The sequence below is a fragment of the Nocardia carnea genome (assembly GCF_029869215.1).
Classification (GTDB): domain Bacteria; phylum Actinomycetota; class Actinomycetes; order Mycobacteriales; family Mycobacteriaceae; genus Nocardia; species Nocardia carnea_B.
Map to the genome: position 1 here is coordinate 1 of NZ_JARWPM010000063.1, position 15,230 is coordinate 15,230.

At 68.7% G+C, this 15,230-nt stretch carries 15 protein-coding genes; 7 read left to right on the forward strand and 8 right to left on the reverse strand.

Annotated elements, in window-relative coordinates; genetic code table 11:
- Positions 1-292: 292 nt before the first annotated feature.
- Positions 293-730 carry a DoxX family protein gene (locus tag QH276_RS02895; RefSeq protein WP_280398495.1) on the reverse strand — a complete coding sequence of 146 codons (438 nt, stop codon included), beginning with the start codon at positions 728-730 and terminating at the stop codon, positions 293-295.
- Between the two features lie 164 nt (positions 731-894).
- On the reverse strand, positions 895-1,761 hold the full coding sequence (locus tag QH276_RS02900) for an EamA family transporter (protein ID WP_280398494.1): 867 nt from the start codon (positions 1,759-1,761) through the stop codon (positions 895-897).
- 74 nt (positions 1,762-1,835) lie between these two features.
- Between QH276_RS02900 and QH276_RS02905 the strand changes: the two genes are divergently transcribed.
- Positions 1,836-2,744 (forward strand): LysR family transcriptional regulator, encoded by a 909-nt coding sequence (locus QH276_RS02905; protein WP_280398493.1) that lies wholly within the window; start codon positions 1,836-1,838, stop codon positions 2,742-2,744.
- Between the two features lie 126 nt (positions 2,745-2,870).
- On the opposite strand, the gene QH276_RS02910 is transcribed toward QH276_RS02905, so the two are convergent.
- Both QH276_RS02910 and QH276_RS02915 read right to left on the reverse strand, forming a co-directional pair.
- On the reverse strand, positions 2,871-3,236 hold the full coding sequence (locus tag QH276_RS02910) for a hypothetical protein (RefSeq protein WP_280398492.1): 366 nt from the start codon (positions 3,234-3,236) through the stop codon (positions 2,871-2,873).
- A 102-nt stretch (positions 3,237-3,338) separates the two neighbouring features.
- Positions 3,339-3,812, reverse strand: coding sequence for a GbsR/MarR family transcriptional regulator (locus tag QH276_RS02915; RefSeq protein ID WP_432278610.1), 474 nt, complete (start codon positions 3,810-3,812; stop codon positions 3,339-3,341).
- Between the two features lie 72 nt (positions 3,813-3,884).
- Here QH276_RS02915 and QH276_RS02920 point away from each other — a divergent pair, with 72 nt between their 5' ends.
- The 4 genes from QH276_RS02920 (at position 3,885) to QH276_RS02935 (ending at position 8,280) form a co-directional block, all read left to right on the forward strand.
- Entirely contained in the window at positions 3,885-4,784 is a 900-nt protein-coding gene (locus QH276_RS02920; RefSeq protein WP_280398491.1) for an ABC transporter ATP-binding protein, read from the forward strand.
- On the forward strand, positions 4,774-5,565 hold the full coding sequence (locus tag QH276_RS02925) for an ABC transporter permease subunit (RefSeq protein ID WP_280398490.1): 792 nt from the start codon (positions 4,774-4,776) through the stop codon (positions 5,563-5,565). Before QH276_RS02920 ends, QH276_RS02925 begins: the two co-directional genes overlap by 11 nt.
- A 178-nt stretch (positions 5,566-5,743) precedes the next feature.
- Positions 5,744-6,664 (forward strand): ABC transporter ATP-binding protein, encoded by a 921-nt coding sequence (locus QH276_RS02930; RefSeq protein ID WP_280398489.1) that lies wholly within the window; start codon positions 5,744-5,746, stop codon positions 6,662-6,664.
- Positions 6,664-8,280 (forward strand): polyketide antibiotic transporter, encoded by a 1,617-nt coding sequence (locus QH276_RS02935; RefSeq protein WP_280398488.1) that lies wholly within the window; start codon positions 6,664-6,666, stop codon positions 8,278-8,280. Before QH276_RS02930 ends, QH276_RS02935 begins: the two co-directional genes overlap by 1 nt.
- A gap of 9 nt (positions 8,281-8,289) precedes the next feature.
- Here QH276_RS02935 and QH276_RS02940 read toward each other — a convergent pair whose 3' ends face one another.
- Both QH276_RS02940 and QH276_RS02945 read right to left on the reverse strand, forming a co-directional pair.
- Entirely contained in the window at positions 8,290-8,676 is a 387-nt protein-coding gene (locus QH276_RS02940; RefSeq protein ID WP_280398487.1) for a MerR family transcriptional regulator, read from the reverse strand.
- 479 nt (positions 8,677-9,155) lie between these two features.
- Complete coding sequence (locus QH276_RS02945) at positions 9,156-9,569, reverse strand: hypothetical protein (RefSeq protein ID WP_280398486.1); 414 nt, start codon at positions 9,567-9,569, stop codon at positions 9,156-9,158.
- A 179-nt stretch (positions 9,570-9,748) separates the two neighbouring features.
- Between QH276_RS02945 and QH276_RS02950 the strand changes: the two genes are divergently transcribed.
- Both QH276_RS02950 and QH276_RS02955 read left to right on the forward strand, forming a co-directional pair.
- On the forward strand, positions 9,749-10,570 hold the full coding sequence (locus QH276_RS02950; RefSeq protein WP_280398485.1) for an SDR family oxidoreductase: 822 nt from the start codon (positions 9,749-9,751) through the stop codon (positions 10,568-10,570).
- Between the two features lie 184 nt (positions 10,571-10,754).
- Entirely contained in the window at positions 10,755-12,119 is a 1,365-nt protein-coding gene (locus QH276_RS02955) for an MFS transporter (RefSeq protein WP_280398484.1), read from the forward strand.
- 68 nt (positions 12,120-12,187) lie between these two features.
- Here the strand turns inward: QH276_RS02955 and QH276_RS02960 are convergent, their stop codons facing one another.
- Positions 12,188-12,769 carry a TetR/AcrR family transcriptional regulator gene (locus QH276_RS02960; RefSeq protein ID WP_280398483.1) on the reverse strand — a complete coding sequence of 194 codons (582 nt, stop codon included), beginning with the start codon at positions 12,767-12,769 and terminating at the stop codon, positions 12,188-12,190.
- 4 nt (positions 12,770-12,773) lie between these two features.
- Positions 12,774-14,993: an MMPL family transporter gene (locus QH276_RS02965; RefSeq protein ID WP_280406592.1), complete on the reverse strand. Its 2,220-nt coding sequence runs from the start codon at positions 14,991-14,993 to the stop codon at positions 12,774-12,776.
- Positions 14,994-15,230 lie beyond the last annotated feature (237 nt).

Below are 15,230 nucleotides of genomic sequence, written 5' to 3' on the forward strand. Positions count from 1 at the left end.
CCCCCCCCCCCCCCCCCCCGCCCCCCCGGCGGGTGTGGGTTCTCGCCCCCCCCCACCCCCCCCCCCCCCCCCCTCCATCCCCCCCCCCACCCCCCCCCCCCCGCCCCCCCCCCCCCCCCCCCGGGCGCCCCCCCCCCCCCCGCCCCCGGGGCCCCCCCCCCCCCCCCCCCCCCCCCGGACCAGATGGCCGCCGGAACCGATCGCCGCCAACCCGACGGGCGATCGATTCGCCGAACGCACGTACGGCGATCGGTGGGTGGACCACCGATCGCCGGTCGTGCTTATGGATTTGTCATCGCGCGAGCGCGGCGCGCAGGTCGGTGACGCCGGCGCGGCGCTCGTAGGCGATCCAGGCGAAGATCGCGGCGAGTACCAGCGGGAAGATCGCCATCTGGGGTTCGCCGGCGAGGAAGGCCTGCGTTCCGGCGGCGAGCACGGTGAGCACGGACAGGCCCGCGGCGGCCAGGGCGGTCAGGCGCGGCACCATCAGGCCGATACCGCCCGCGACCTCGACCACTCCGATGAAGATCAGCAGCGCGAACGGGATGGTCAGATTCGCGGGTTCGCTCTCCATCAGGGCGTTCGGCATCACAAGCTTCGGGCCGCCGGAGGCGATGATGAAGAAGAGGCCGAGGAAGATCTGCAGGGCCCACAGGACGCGGTTGCGGATCTTGCCGGGACGGTAGGTGACGTCGGCGGAGTAGTTGGCGGTGGCGTCGGCGATGGTCATTTTCGGTCCTTCTGGTCGGTCGCGCCGGGTTGGTAGCGCGTTCAACCGATAAGACGGAGCGCCGCTCGGATAGTCATCGCTGTGCGAGAAAAGTTTTTCCGGAAGCCGGGACAGTCGCGCGCCGGGGCTCCTGTGCATGCCGCCGTCCTCGGCGCCGGGCCGCGCTACGGCGACGACCGATCCGGCACGGTCGAGCGCGGGCTCTTGCCGGAGCGCGCCGAATGCCGGACCGCCACCGCGGTGGCTGCGCAGATACAGCCGATGCCCAGCCACCGCTGGGGCGACAAGGTTTCGCCGAGGACGAATAGCCCGGCGAGCGCGGCGATCACCGGCTCCAGGCTCAGCAGGACTCCGGCGGTGGCGGCGGAAATATGGTGCAGCGCGGCCATTTCCAGTGAGTACGGGATCACGGCGGACAGGATCGCGACCGCCACCCCCCAGGCGAGGATCTGCGGCTGGAACAGGGCGGCGCCGTTGCTCGCGACCCCGGCGGGCAGCCCCAGGCAGGCCGCGACGGGCAGGGCGAGGGCCAGTGCCGAATGGCCGAGGTCGCCGGCGAGTTCCCGGGACAGCAGCAGGTAGCAGCCCATCGCGACGGCGGACGCCCCGGCCAGGAGAAGCCCTTGCCAGTGCAACGGCCCGGACGCGGGGGCACGGACCAGCCACAGTCCCGCCGCGGCGAGGGCCACCACGACGAGGTCGCGGGCGCGGCGCGAACCCACCACCGCCACGGTCAGCGGGCCCATGAGCTGGATAGTGCTCGCGACGCCGAGAGGCAGGTAGTGCAGTGCGGGGTAGACGAGGTTCATACCGGCGATGGACACCCCGAGCCCAGCGACCGCGGCACCCTGCCGCCGGGTGCGGGGCCTGGCGAGCGGGCGGTAGAGCACGACCGCGACCAGTGCGGCGATACCGAGTCGCAGGCCGGCAACTCCGAGCGGGTCCAGCCGGTCGAACAGGCTTTTACCGAGCGCTTGCCCGGATTGGGTGCAGACGGCGGCGGCGAGGACCAGAAGCGGAGCCGGTATCACGCATCCCAGCCTTATCGGCTCCAGGTTTCAGGTCCATCGAAAGATCAGAGCCGATTTCGTTTAGCGTGGACTACATGATCGACCTCCGGCGCCTGCTGGTGCTCCGCGTTCTCGCCGAGCGGGGCACGGTCACCGCCGCGGCCGCCGATCTGCATGTGACACCGTCGGCGGTTTCGCAGCAGTTGCGGTCGCTGGCTACCGAACTCGGGGTGGAGCTGGTGGTCCGGTCCGGGCGCACTATCGAACTCACGCCCGCCGCCCGGGCCCTGCTCGGCCACGCCGACGACCTGGGCGCCCGGTGGGAACGCGCCCGTGCCGATATCGCCACCAGCAACGAGGCGCTCACCGGCCGCCTCCGGCTGTGCGGAGTGTCCTCGGCCGCGGCGGCCGTTCTGATCCCCGCCGCCGCGCAATTACATCGCGACCATCCCGGTCTCGACGTCCACATCCGGGAACTGGAAAGCGCCGAATGCTTCCAGCAGCTCCTGGCGCAGCGCGCCGATCTCGCCCTGGTCCTACCGGCCCACAGCCCGCCCGCCGACGACCCGCGCTTCGAACAGCAGCCGATCTTCGAGGACGCCCAGGATCTCCTCGTACCCGAGAATCATCCGCTCACCCGGCGCCAGGACGTGCGGCTCTCCGACGCCGCTACCGAAAGCTGGATCGTCAAGCCGGAGCACAACGATTCCTACGACCTGCTCATGGCCGCCTGCGCGGCGGCCGGGTTCACGCCCCGCATCACCCACCACCTGAAGGAGTGGTTCGCCGTCTCCGCGGCCGTCGCCCACGGTTTCGGTGTCTGCCTGCTCCCGCGGCTGGTACCGGTGCCCGAACACCCCCGCACCGTGCGTATCCCACTGCACGGTCGTATCCGGCCGACTCGCGTGATCACCTGCGCGGTCCGGCGTGGCAGCCGGGAACACCCGCTGATCGCCGCCGGTCTGCGCGCCGTCACCGCGATCGCCGGCGAACTGGCCGGCTGAGTCGAACGGGGGCCGGCGAGCGAGTGGTGGGCACGATCGAAGTACGTGGCAGTGTCGGCCGCCTTGCGCATATGCCGTCCTCGGCCGGCCCGAACGGCGGACGCTGACGTGGATCCCGCGCGAGGATCAGTCCCGGTAGATCTTTACGTAGGCATTCGTGGTGGTCCCGACGCTGAGCGGACCGAGGCACGAGGCGGTGCCGTGGCCGGACGGACCGAAGGAACCGCTCCAGGAACCCTGGTAGGGACCGATGGTGACGAGCGGGAAGGCGTTGGGGATGGGATGCAGGCCGAAACATTCGACGATCAGCGCGTACTCCCGTCCGGGCGGTCCGTCGTCGTGACAGGTCGCGGAGGCGCTGACCAGGTCACGCGTGACAGTGCAGTCCTGCGGCGCGGCCTGGGCCGGGCCGGCGCCGAGTACCGCGGCGAACCCGGAAGTCACGGCGGCGGCGATGGCGATCCGCGCGGCGACCATTGTCGTCCTTCTCATTCGAAATCCCGTCTCTCACCGTGCTTCTCTGTCGTCTGACCATCGACTTCGTACCATGCCCCGTTACGAACAGGCGGTGAAAACAGTGCCTTTTCTCCGTGATCAGGGATGTTCGGCGGCGTACTGCTCGCGCCATCGCTCGATGAGCGGGGCGAGTTCGTCGAGCATGAAGGTGTAGAAATCCTGCATCTCGTGCAGGCGCTGTGCGGTGACGGTGTCGGGTCCGGTGGCGTCGAGGCCTTCCTGGGCGGAGTCGCGCATCGTGGCGAGCAGGGTGTTCTGCTGCGACATCAGCGCCGCCCATGCTCCGGACCGGAATCGGTAGTGGTCGCGGCGGCTGCCGGGGGCGGGGACGCGTTCGATGAGCCCGACCGGGGTGAGGTGTTTGATCGCGGTCGATACGGCGCCCGAGCTGATCGAGAGTTCCTGGCAGAGGTCGGCAGCGGTCATGGTGTCCTGCTCGGTGTACAGCAGGGCGGTGAGTACGCGCGCGGTCGAGCGTTGCATCCCGCCGCCGGCCGACAGTGTCAAGGCGAGTTTCTCCGCGGCTTCCCGCAATCGCTCGTTGGTACCCATGACCGTAAAGATATCAGAAGCATGAAAGTTCAGAGTATTTACAAATCTCTGAAATCTGGATACTTTCTGGACATGGTGAAAGCAATCGAGCTCCACGGGCTCACGAAGACCTACGGCTCGGCCCGCGGTCTGGACGAGTTGTCGCTGACGGTCGACCGGGGTGAGGTCTTCGGCTATCTCGGACCCAACGGCGCCGGAAAATCCACCACCATCCGGCTGCTGCTGGATCTGATCCGGCCCACCGCCGGTACCGCCGTAGTCCTGGGTATGGACCCCCGCGCCGATGCCGTGGCACTGCATGGGCGGATCGGTTATCTGGCGGGTGACTTCGTGGCGCCCGGACGGCAGCGGGTCGGTGCGGCGCTGCGGTTTCTGGCCGCGCTCCGCGGTGGCGCGGGAGCCGATCGGATCGATGGGCTGTGTGAGCGGCTCGACTTGGATCAGCGCGCGCAGATCTCGGCGCTGTCGAAGGGAAACCGGCAGAAGGTGGGGCTGGTCCAAGCGTTCATGCACCAACCGGAACTGCTGATCCTGGACGAACCCACCAGTGGGCTGGACCCGCTGGCGCAGCAGACCTTCCTCGAGTTGGCGGCCGAGGCGGCGGGCAACGGGCAGACGGTGTTCATGTCCAGCCACATCATGAGCGAGGTGGAGGCGATCGCCGATCGGGTCGCCATCATCCGGGAAGGCCGCTTGGTCGCGCTCGATACCGTCGCGGGCCTGCGCGCCGGCGCGGTGCGCGATGTGGAGGTCGGTTTCACCGGTCCGGTCGAGGCCGCCGAATTCGCCGCGCTGCCCGGGGTCACCGGGGTCCGGGTGGAGGCGAACACCCTGCGCTGCCAGGTGACCGGCAGTCCCGATTCGCTCCTGCGCGCGCTCGCCGGCCATCACGTGGCCGCGCTGCTGGTCACCGAGCCCGCGCTGGAAGACCTGTTCCACAGCTACTACACCGGAGAAGCCGATGCTGCCTGACCTCTACCTCCGCACCCTGGCCGACAACCGGCGCGCTCTGCTCGCCTGGTCGGCCGGTATCGCGCTCGTCGGCTTGATGTATGCCGCGTTCTACCCGCAGGTCTCCGCGGGCGGTATGGCGGAGACGGTGGCGAACTACCCCGAGGCGATGCGGGAAGCCCTGCGCATGCAGGACATCAGCTCGCCCGCCGGCTATCTCGGCTCCACCGTATTCGGGCTGCTGCTGCCATTGCTGGTCACCGCTTTCGCAATCACTTTCGGTGCCCGGGCGACCGCCGGTGACGAGGAAACCGGATACCTGGATCTGCTGCTGGCCCACCCGCTGGGCCGTATCCCGCTGGCGCTGCAACGTTTCGCCGCCCTGGTCACGGGTGCGGCCGCGATCGCGCTGCTCGTCTTCGCGGGCATGCTGATGATCCGGTCCGGCGCCGATCTCGACACGATCGGAATCGCCGGGTTCGCCGGCCAATCCCTCCACCTGGCGCTGCTCGGTACGACCTTCGGAGCCCTGGCCGCCGGCCTGGGCGCGGCGATCGGCAAACGCGGACCTGCCCTCGGGATCGCCGCCGGGGTCGCGGTCCTCACCTATGTGGCGGGCAACCTGTCCGGCGTGATCGGCGCCGACGGGCTGAAATACCTGTCACCGTTCCACTACTACATCGGCGGCGAACCCCTTCGTCATGGTCTGCAACCGGGCGACGCCGTGGTTCTGCTCGCCGCCACTGTCGTGCTGCTCGCGGCCGGGTTGTGGCGATTCGACCGGCGGGATCTGCGCCCCTGACCCGGTCCGGGCGCTGTCTCGCGGCCGGGCACATGGCCGCGGGACAGCGCCGTCGCGCGGCGCCGGTAAGCGTCGCGAAAACACCACGGCCGGCGGGGGTGAGGAGTACCGTTTTCCTCAGGTGCGCCGGGAAGTCTGGTCGGCAAATTCTGTATCGCCGACCCGGAAGGACTTTCCGATGTCCACCACCGCGGCGCCACCCGCGCGCGCCACCACCACGGCCATCTCGATCGAACACCTCTCGAAGCGGTTCGGCCGCACCCTCGCCGTCGATGATCTGACCCTCACCGTCACCCCGGGTGAGGTGTTCGGGTTCCTCGGGCCCAACGGCGCCGGGAAGTCGACGACCATCCGAGCCGTGCTCGGCATGATCCGGCCCTCGGCCGGGCGGGTGCGGATCTTCGGGGACGATGCCGCCGATGTCCGTAGCGCACACCGCCATCTCGCCCATGTGCCCGCCGATGTCGCGCTGTGGCCCGCGCTCACCGGGGCCGAGATTCTCGAACTGCTCGCCCGGCTCGGCCCCGGCGTCGACAGCACGTACCGGACCGAACTGGTCGAACGGTTCGCCCTCGACCTGGACAAACCCGGCAGCACCTATTCGACCGGCAACCGGCAGAAAGTCGCCTTGATCGCCGCGTTCGCGACCCGCGCGCCGCTTCTGGTGCTGGATGAACCCACCAGTGGGCTGGATCCGCTGATGGAACAGCAATTCCGTCGAGCGGTGGCCGAAGCACGAGACAACGGGCAGACCGTCTTCCTGAGCTCGCACCAACTCGCCGAAGTGGAAGCGCTCTGCGACCGGGTCGCGATCCTGCGCGCCGGGCGACTGGTGGAAGTCGCCACTCTCGCCGATCTGCGCCGGCTGCAGCGCACCATCGTCGAAGTCGCCTACCAGGGCAGCCCGCCCGAACTGGACGGCGTCGACGGAATCGTCGGCGGGGTCGAGCCGCTCGACGGAAATCGCCTGCGGTTCACGTTGTCGGGGCCGCCGGCCGCCGCGCTGCGGGCGCTGGCCGCGGCCGAGGTGACCGGACTCTCGCTGCGGGAGCCGACGCTCGAGGAGATCTTTCTCGACTACTACGGGCAGGTGCGGTGATGACAACGGCCACCGCTGCGCCCGGCCTGTCCGGCGTCGGCCGGACCCTGACCTGGCTCACCGTGCGCGGCCTGCGCCGCGGCGCGCTCATCGTCGCGGCCACCGCCACCGGGATCACCGCGCTGGTCGCCGCCCAATTCCAGGCGACCTTCGCCGGCACCCTCGATACCGACGCCATGCGCGCCCTCGCCGAAAACCCCGCCGTCCGTGTGCTGTTCGGCCCGGCCCGGGCACTCGACGACCCCGGCGGGTTCACGGTGTGGCGCACCGGCACCCCGGTGCTCGTGCTGTGCGGGGTGTGGGCGCTGCTGGCGGCCACCCGCATCACCCGCGGTGAAGAAGACGCCGGACGGTACGACTTGCTGATGGGCACCCGTGCGCGCCTGGTCGATCCGATCGTCCGCGGCGCCGCCGTACTGGCTCTCGCCGCCGCGCTCGTCGCCGTCGGTGTCGGTGCCGCACTGCTGCTGACCGGTACCGATCCCGCCGGCGCCCTCGTGCACGCCGCCGGTGTCTTCGCGACCACCACGGTTTTCGCCGCGCTGGGCCTGCTCGCCGCACAACTGCTACCGTCGCGCGGCGCGGCGACCGGTACGGCCACCGCGATTCTCGGCATCTTCCTGATGCTGCGGATGCTCGCCGACGGGGTTCCCGCATTCGCCTGGACCGCCTGGCTGACACCCTTCGGACTCACCAACCGGGCCGCCGCCTATGTCGACAACCGGCCGGCCCCGTTGTTCGTCATACTTGCCATGGCCGCCCTGCTGACTGCCGTCGCGCTCGCCGCCGCGCGGCACCGCGATCTCGGCGGCGCCGTACTCACGTTGTCCGGTTCCCGGCCCGCCCGCACTCGACTCCTGAAATCGGTCCCGGCCTTCGCCCTGCGCCGCGCTGTGGCACCGACGGCCGGATGGGCCGTGGGAATCGCCGCGTATTTCCTGCTGATCGGCGCCGTACTCGCAGCGATCCTGGATTTTCTCGGCGAAAACCCGCGTTTCGCCGACTTGGCCGCCACGGCCGGCTTCGGCGGTCTCAACACCCCCGAAGGGTTCGCTGCCGCCATGTTCGCACTGCTGGCCATTCCCACCGGCTTGTATGCCGCCACCCGTATCTCCACTATGGCCGCCGACGAAAAAAACGGCCGCTGGACCGTGCTGCACAGTCTGGCGATTTCCCGGTCTCGGCTGGCCGGTGCCGAAACGGTGGTGACCGGCGCCGGTATCGCGGTGCTGCTTGCCACCGCGGCGATAGCGATGTGGCTCGGCGCGCTCCTCACCGGTGCACCGCTCGACCTGCTCGACGCACTCGCCGGCGCATTCAACGCCGCGCCCGTCGCGTTGCTGTCGCTCGGCGCCGCACTGCTGGCCATGGGCTGGTACCCGGCCGCTGTCGGCGCTGTCGGCGCGGTGCCCGTCGCGGGCGGTTTCCTACTCGATGTTCTCGTCCAGAGCGTCGGCGCGCCCGGTTGGCTACGCGAGATCTCGCCCTTCGCGCACCTCGCGGCGGTACCCGACACGCCACCCGATTGGGCGGCGACCGCCGTGATCACGGCTATCGGTCTGGTGTTGATCGGTGCGGGGCTCTATGGATACACCCGCCGCGATCTCCACGGCTGACTCGGCTGATCACGGTGCCTCGGCGTCCCGTGTGCCGTGTCGGTCCGGGCCGGGTTGCTGGTCGAGGGCTTGTTGGAGATCGGTATTGCGGCGCTGGGCTTCGGCGAGTTCGTCTTCCAGGACGACGATGCGGCCCGCGGCCTCGAGCGGATTGCCGGCGTCGACGAGTTCGCGGATGCGGGCGGCGATGCGGAGCTGGCTGCGGGAGTAGCGGCGGTGCCCGCCCGGGGAGCGTTGCGGGGTCAGCAGTTGCGCGGCATCGAGGCCGCGGAGGAACGCCTGGGTGACGCCGAGGATTTCGGCGGCGCGGCCCATGCTGTAGGCGGGGTAATCGTCGTCGTCGAGTTTGTCGGCGGCGCTGCTGCCGTCGGCGGAGTTGTCGTTCGGTTGCTGCACAGCACCTCTCGGGATTCAACGCTGGCAGGCCCCGGCGCGGTGCGCCGGGGCCTGGGGTTTACGGAATAAGGGGTTGACGTCAATTCTTTCGACCGGCCGCGTGGGCCGGTGTCTTGCACCGCATCCAGGACCTGCCGGGATGCGGAACCGGTAGGTGACTACTCAGTGACCACCTCCTCGATCGACGGGCTTACCTGCGGTTCTGGAAATCTTTGGTTGCTCGCCCCCTCCGGGGTCCGGCCGCTTGCACCGGGATTCTCTTCTCCGCCGGAGGGGGCGAGGGGTACTACATCTTCCGGAGCAGTTCACCTGCCCGGCCTCTGGACTCCATCTCTTCGAACGTCAGCGACTCTATCTGTGCGCTGACAGAATGTCTACAACCACGAGTGTAAATTTTCGGCATCCGCGGTGAGTGTTTATCTCGGAACGGTAGACGGTGGGCATTACGGCCGGGGTGACCCCGGCCGTAATGCCGCCCGTCAGGCGGCGTCGAGAGCCGCGGTGATCTTGCGGGTCATATCGGACACGGCGGGGCTCACAGCGCCCTTCTGAGTCCGGGTCGCCGTTTCCACGGCGACGAGGACGGTGCTGCGGAAGTTGTCCGCCTCCGCCGAATCCTGCTGCTTCAGCAGACCCATGGCCGCCGTCAGCGCGGGGAAGACCTGATCGGCCAGTTCGGCGACGTTCTTGCCGTTCAGCCCGATGTCCTTCGCCCTGACGCCGGCGAGTACATGCCCGATGGACCCGGTCGCCGTGGTGAGGGCGAGAGTTCCGCCGGTGGCGGCCTTGTGGGCAGAGCCGCTGTACATACCGGAGGCGGTGATCAGCGAGACGGCGCCGTACGCGGCGGTGCGCAGGGTGGCCTGGTCCTGGGCGGTGAGAGTGACAGACATGGTGTTCTCCTTCGGTTCTGTTCCGGGGCGGCGTTCGTGCCGTTGGAAAACACTGTCGCGGGTGCGGCTGATGCCGGTCTGACACTCGCCTGATACGCCCACTGATACGAATTGCCACCGGGCTCGGCAGAGCCGGGATACCGTTCGATCGATTCGTATTCGGCTCGGAGGAATTCGGTATGAGCACAGAAGTCAGTGTTGTCGTCGGTGTCGGGGGGATGGGCCGCGCGATCGCCGCCCGGATCGGCAGCGGCCGGCATCTGCTGCTGGCCGATTTCGACGACGGTCTGCTGGACGGTGCGGCCGGTCAGTTCACCGAGCAGGGTTTCGAGGTGAGCACCCACCGTGTGGATGCCGGCGACCCGGCGGCGGTGGCGAAACTCGCCGCGGCCGCCGCCGATACGGGGCCGATCCGGCATCTGGTACACACCGCGGGTGTCTCACCGGCGAAGGCTTCCACCGAGGCGATCGTGCGCGTCGACCTGTGCGGGGTGGCCTATGTGCTCGACGAATTCGCGCCGCTGATGGCCCCCGGCGGCGCCGGGATCGTCATCGCCAGCATGGCCGGTCACCTGGCCCAGCTCACGGCCGATCAGGAGACCGCACTGGCCACCACGCCGGCCGCGGACCTGGCAGGCCTGCCGTTCCTGAACCCGGAACCCGCGCTGCATCCGATGCTCGCCTACCCGATCGCCAAGCGCGGCGCGATCCTTCGCGTCCAGGCCGCGGCCGGTGCGTGGGGGCGGGCCGGTGCCCGGGTGAACTCGATCAGCCCGGGCGTGATCTCCACCGCGCAGGGTCGCGACGAGCTGGCCGGCGAGTCCGGGGCCCGGATGCGGCAGATGATCGAACAGTCCGCCACCGGGCGGATCGGCACCGCCGAGGACATCGCGGCCGCGGCGACCTACCTGCTCGACCCGGTCAGCAGCTTCGTCACGGGCACCGACCTGCTCGTCGACGGCGGAGTCGTCGCCACGATGCGCGCGGCGATGCGCGGCTGACCTCGGGGGCCACCCCACCGCAGGAAGTCCCGGTGGGGGCGGGCGACCGGCCCGGTTTGCGTGGTCGGTGCTGTCCCGAAATGTGGGAGCGGGCTCCGAAGGCGCTGGTCCTACCTGCACACTGGGCAGGTGCGTCGCGCGCATTGTGTCGCGGGACGCACTGGTGACAGGGAAGGAATCGCGAATGTCCGAAACCACGACCAAGGGCCCGGCGTCCCCTGGTGAACCGGCGCCGCCCTCCTCGCGGGCGGCGACGCGGCGCGCCGTGTGGAATACGCTGCGTGGCTCGTCGGGCAATCTTGTCGAGTGGTACGACGTCTACGTCTACACCGTGTTCGCCTCGTACTTCGAAAGCCATTTCTTCGATTCGGCGGACAAGAACTCCACCGTCTACGTCTACGCGATTTTCGCCGTCACCTTCCTCATGCGCCCCGTGGGCTCGTGGTTCTTCGGGCGCTACGCCGACCGGTACGGCCGCCGGGCCGCACTCACCTTCAGCGTTTCGCTCATGGCGGCGTGTTCACTGGTGATCGCGCTGGTACCGGGACGGGAGGTGATCGGCGTCGGTGCCGCCGTGATCCTGATCCTGTGCCGGCTTGTACAAGGATTCGCGACCGGCGGTGAGTACGGCGCCTCCGCGACCTATATGTCCGAGGCCGCCACGCGGGAACGGCGCGGGTTCTTCTCGTCGTTCCAGTACGTCACCCTCGTCGGTGGTCATGTGCTGGCCCAGCTCACCCTGCTGGTGCTGCAGACGTTCATGGACAAACAGGAGATCTCCGACTTCGGCTGGCGGATCGCCTTCTTCCTCGGCGGTGTGGCCGCGGTGGTCGTGTTCTGGTTGCGCCGCAGTATGGACGAATCGCTCACCACCGAGCAGCTCGACGCGGTCCGCCGCGGGGAGGACACCGCATCGGGTTCGCTGCGGGTCCTGGTTCTCGAGCACTGGCGTCCGCTGCTGCTGTGTTTCCTGATCACCATGGGCGGCACTCTCGCCTTCTACGTCTACAGCGTGAACGCACCCGCCATGATCAAGACCGCGTTCGAGGACCGGGGGATGACGGCCACCTGGATCAACCTCGCCGGTTTGATCTTCCTGATGCTGTTGCAGCCGGTCGGCGGAATGATCAGCGATAAGGTGGGCCGTCAGCCCGTCCTGGTGTTCTTCGGGATCGGCGGAGTCGTCTACACCTGGTTCCTCATCACCTACCTGCAGGACGCGACCTCGGTGGTGGGCACGCTGCTGGTCACCTGTATCGGCTATATCGTGCTCACCGGCTATACGTCCATCAATGCCATCGTCAAAGCCGAACTGTTCCCGTCGCATATCCGCGCGCTGGGTGTGGGTGTCGGGTATGCCCTGGCCAATTCCGCGTTCGGCGGTACCGCGCCGATGATCTACCAGGCCGCGAAGAACGGCGGGCACGTGACCCTGTTCATCGTCTACGTGACCGCCGTCGTATTCCTCTCGCTGCTGGTCTACCTGTTCGCCCTGAAGAACAAGAGCGAGACTGCGCTCGATCGAGAGCAGGGGAGCGCATTCCGGTAGCTCCCGGCAGCCGCTACGACACGGAAACCGCCACCCGATTCGGAGCCCGGGTGGCGGTTTCCGTTGTCTCAGAGCGGCATTCCGTTCTCCAGGAATTCCAAAGCCTCGTTGACGACCATGTAGATGTCCCCCTCGTTGTCGACCGCCCGCAGATAGGCCATGATCGCGACCCCCGCCACGGCGCCGGTCCAGTACCGAATCCGTGGATCATCAGGGTCGCGCCCCGCGCGCGCGGCGATGGCCTCGATGAACGGCGGCATATCCGACTCGAACTTGTGCAGCACGGCCGCGCGCAGTTCCGGCACGGTCGCGATAAGTCTCATCCGGGTGGTTTCGACCGTGGCGATATCGACCTCCGCGCTGTTGAGAACGGCCTGCAGAGCGTTGCGGATGGCTTCGAACAGCGACAGGCCGGCGGGCTCGGCGCGGAACTTCTCGAGGAAGATCGGGTCCACGCGGTCGAACAGCACCGTATCCGGTTTGGTGGGGAAGTAGCGGAACAACGTGCTCGGCGAGACCTCGGCGGCGGCCGCCACTTCCTCCAGCGTGGTGTTCGCGTAGCCCTGCTCCCGGTAGAGGCGCAACGCGTGATCCTGGATGGCTTCACGCGTGCGCTTCTTCTTGAGTTCTCGCAGGCCACCGGTACTCATAGGATTATCTTGCCGAACCCTCCGCCGACCGGACAAACGAATCGGAGAGTTCCCCGGCCGCCTGCGGCGCGGGTTCGCCGCCCAGATCGCGGCCTTCGACGTCCAGGTCCGGCAGTATCCGGTCCAGCCATTTCGGCAGCCACCACGCCTTGTCCCCGACCAGTGCGAGAACCGCGGGCACGATGGTCATCCGGACCACGAAGGCATCGACGGCGACCGCGGCCGCCAGCGCCACGCCGATCTGCACGATATCGCTGGCATCACCGGTGGCGAAGCCGGCGAACACGCTGACCATGATGATCGCGGCCGCCGCCACCACGCGCGCGCCGTGGGTGAACCCGGCCCGGACCGCCGGAGCCGCCGCCGCGCCGTGGACGTACTCCTCGCGCATCCGGGTCACCAGGAACACCTCGTAGTCCATGGCGAGTCCGAACACCACCCCGATGATGAAGATCGGCAGCATGCTCACCACCACGTCGGTGGTGTGGATCCCCAGCCATTCCAGCCAGCCCCATTGGAAGGTGGCGACCATGACCCCGAACGTCGCACCCAGGCTGAGCAGGAAGCCCACGGTCGCTTTGAGGGGCACGATGATCGAGCGGAACACCGTCATCAGCAGCACGAACGACAGGCCGACGACCACCAGGAGATACGTCCACAGCGCCTCGGCCATCCGATCGCTGAAATCGATGATGATGGCCGCGGTGCCGGTGACGGCGATCCGGGCGCCGAATCGTTCGACGGTGTCGGCGACGGTTCCGCGCAGCGCCTGCACCAGCTGCTCGGTCTGTTCGCTGTCGGGCCCACTGTGGGGGATGACGCCGATGATCGCGGTATCGCCGGCCGGGTTGAACTCCGGCGGTGTGGCCATCGAGACCCCTTGCGTCCCGGCGAGTTCCGCGTGGACCCGGCGCGCGGTGTCCTCGGGTTGCGGTGCGCGGGCCAGGTCGACGGCGACGAGCAGCGGTCCGTTGAATCCCGGACCGAAACCTGCCGAGATCGCGTCGTAGGCCTGGCGCTGCGTGGTGTGCTCGGGGTAGGTCCCCTGGTCGGGGACGCCGAGTCGCAGGTCCAGCGCGGGCAGGGTCAGGACACCGATTCCGGCCAGCGCGACGAGCAGGGTCGCCACCGGCCGCCGGGTGGTCAGTCCCGCCCAGCGCTCGGCGAGTGTGTGGGGCTGCCGGTCGGTGTGCACCGCATCCCCGGGCAGGTGCCGGTGGCTGCGCCGCAGCACTCGCCGGCCGGCGAAACCGAGGAGTGCCGGCAGCAGGGTGATCGCCACCAGTACGGCGACGGCCACGGTCACCGCCGCGGCGAGACCCATTTCCGTGAGCAGTCCGATACCCACAACGCTCAGTCCGGTGAGTGCGATCACCACGGTCAGGCCGGCGAACAGCACGGCCGATCCGGCGGTGGCCACCCCCCGGCCGATGGCCTCCTCGGGGTCGGTATTCCGGGTCAGCTCATGGGTGTAGCGGGACACGATGAACAGCGAATAGTCGATACCGACGGCGAGCCCGAGCATGAGCGCGAGGATCGGGGTGGTGGCGCCGAGATCCAGGAACGCGGTGGCCGTGAGGATGCCCAGCAGGCCGACCACGACGCCAGTGAGCCCGGCGATCAGCGACATCCCCGCCGCCACCAGGGAACCCAGCGTGATCACGAGCACCACGGCCGCGACCAGCAACCCGATGAGTTCCTTGCTCACATCCGGCATCAACTCCATGACGTCACCGCCCACGGCGACGCGCAGATCGGCCGAACCGCTGCGTTCGACCAGGCTCATCAGTTCCTGCCGGCTCGAATCGCGCACGGTTTCGAACGGCACCGCATAGGTCACCTCGGCGACGGCGATGCGCTGGTCCGCCGAGATCAGGCCGCTGTCGAACGGGCTCTGGACCGCCGCGACCTCGGGCGCCGCGGCGGCGGCCCGCACCACCTCGGTGATCTTCCCGCGGTGGGCGGCATCGTTCACCGTGCCGTTCTCGGCGACGAACACGATCTGCGCAGACCCCCCGTCGAGGGGTGTTTCGGCGAACCGCGTTTCCAAGAGGTCGAAAGCTTCCTGGGATTCCGTGCCGGGGAGGTTCAAGGAGGTCGCGGAGGGGGAGGCGAGGGTCGCGGCGCCGACTCCCAGGACCACCACGAGTAGTAACCAGGACAAAAGTACGAGTCGTCGAGCGCGGAAGCCGAACCGCCCGATCCGGTAGAGCAGAGCTGACATGACAGTCCCTCTTTATTAGTAGTTACTGTTTTTTGAGGGTAACTGCCACTTTGTTGGCGGGCAAGACCTTCCGCCGCAGGTTCGCCGAGACCTGTTCGGTCGAATCCGGGGGAGCGCAGGTCACAGGGGCCTCGCACAACGTGATGAAACGAGAACCGGGGGCCCCCCCCGGGGGGGGGGGGCGGGGGGGTTTAGAATTAGAACAGGGGAGGTAAGCCCCCCCCGCGCGCTAAGAGG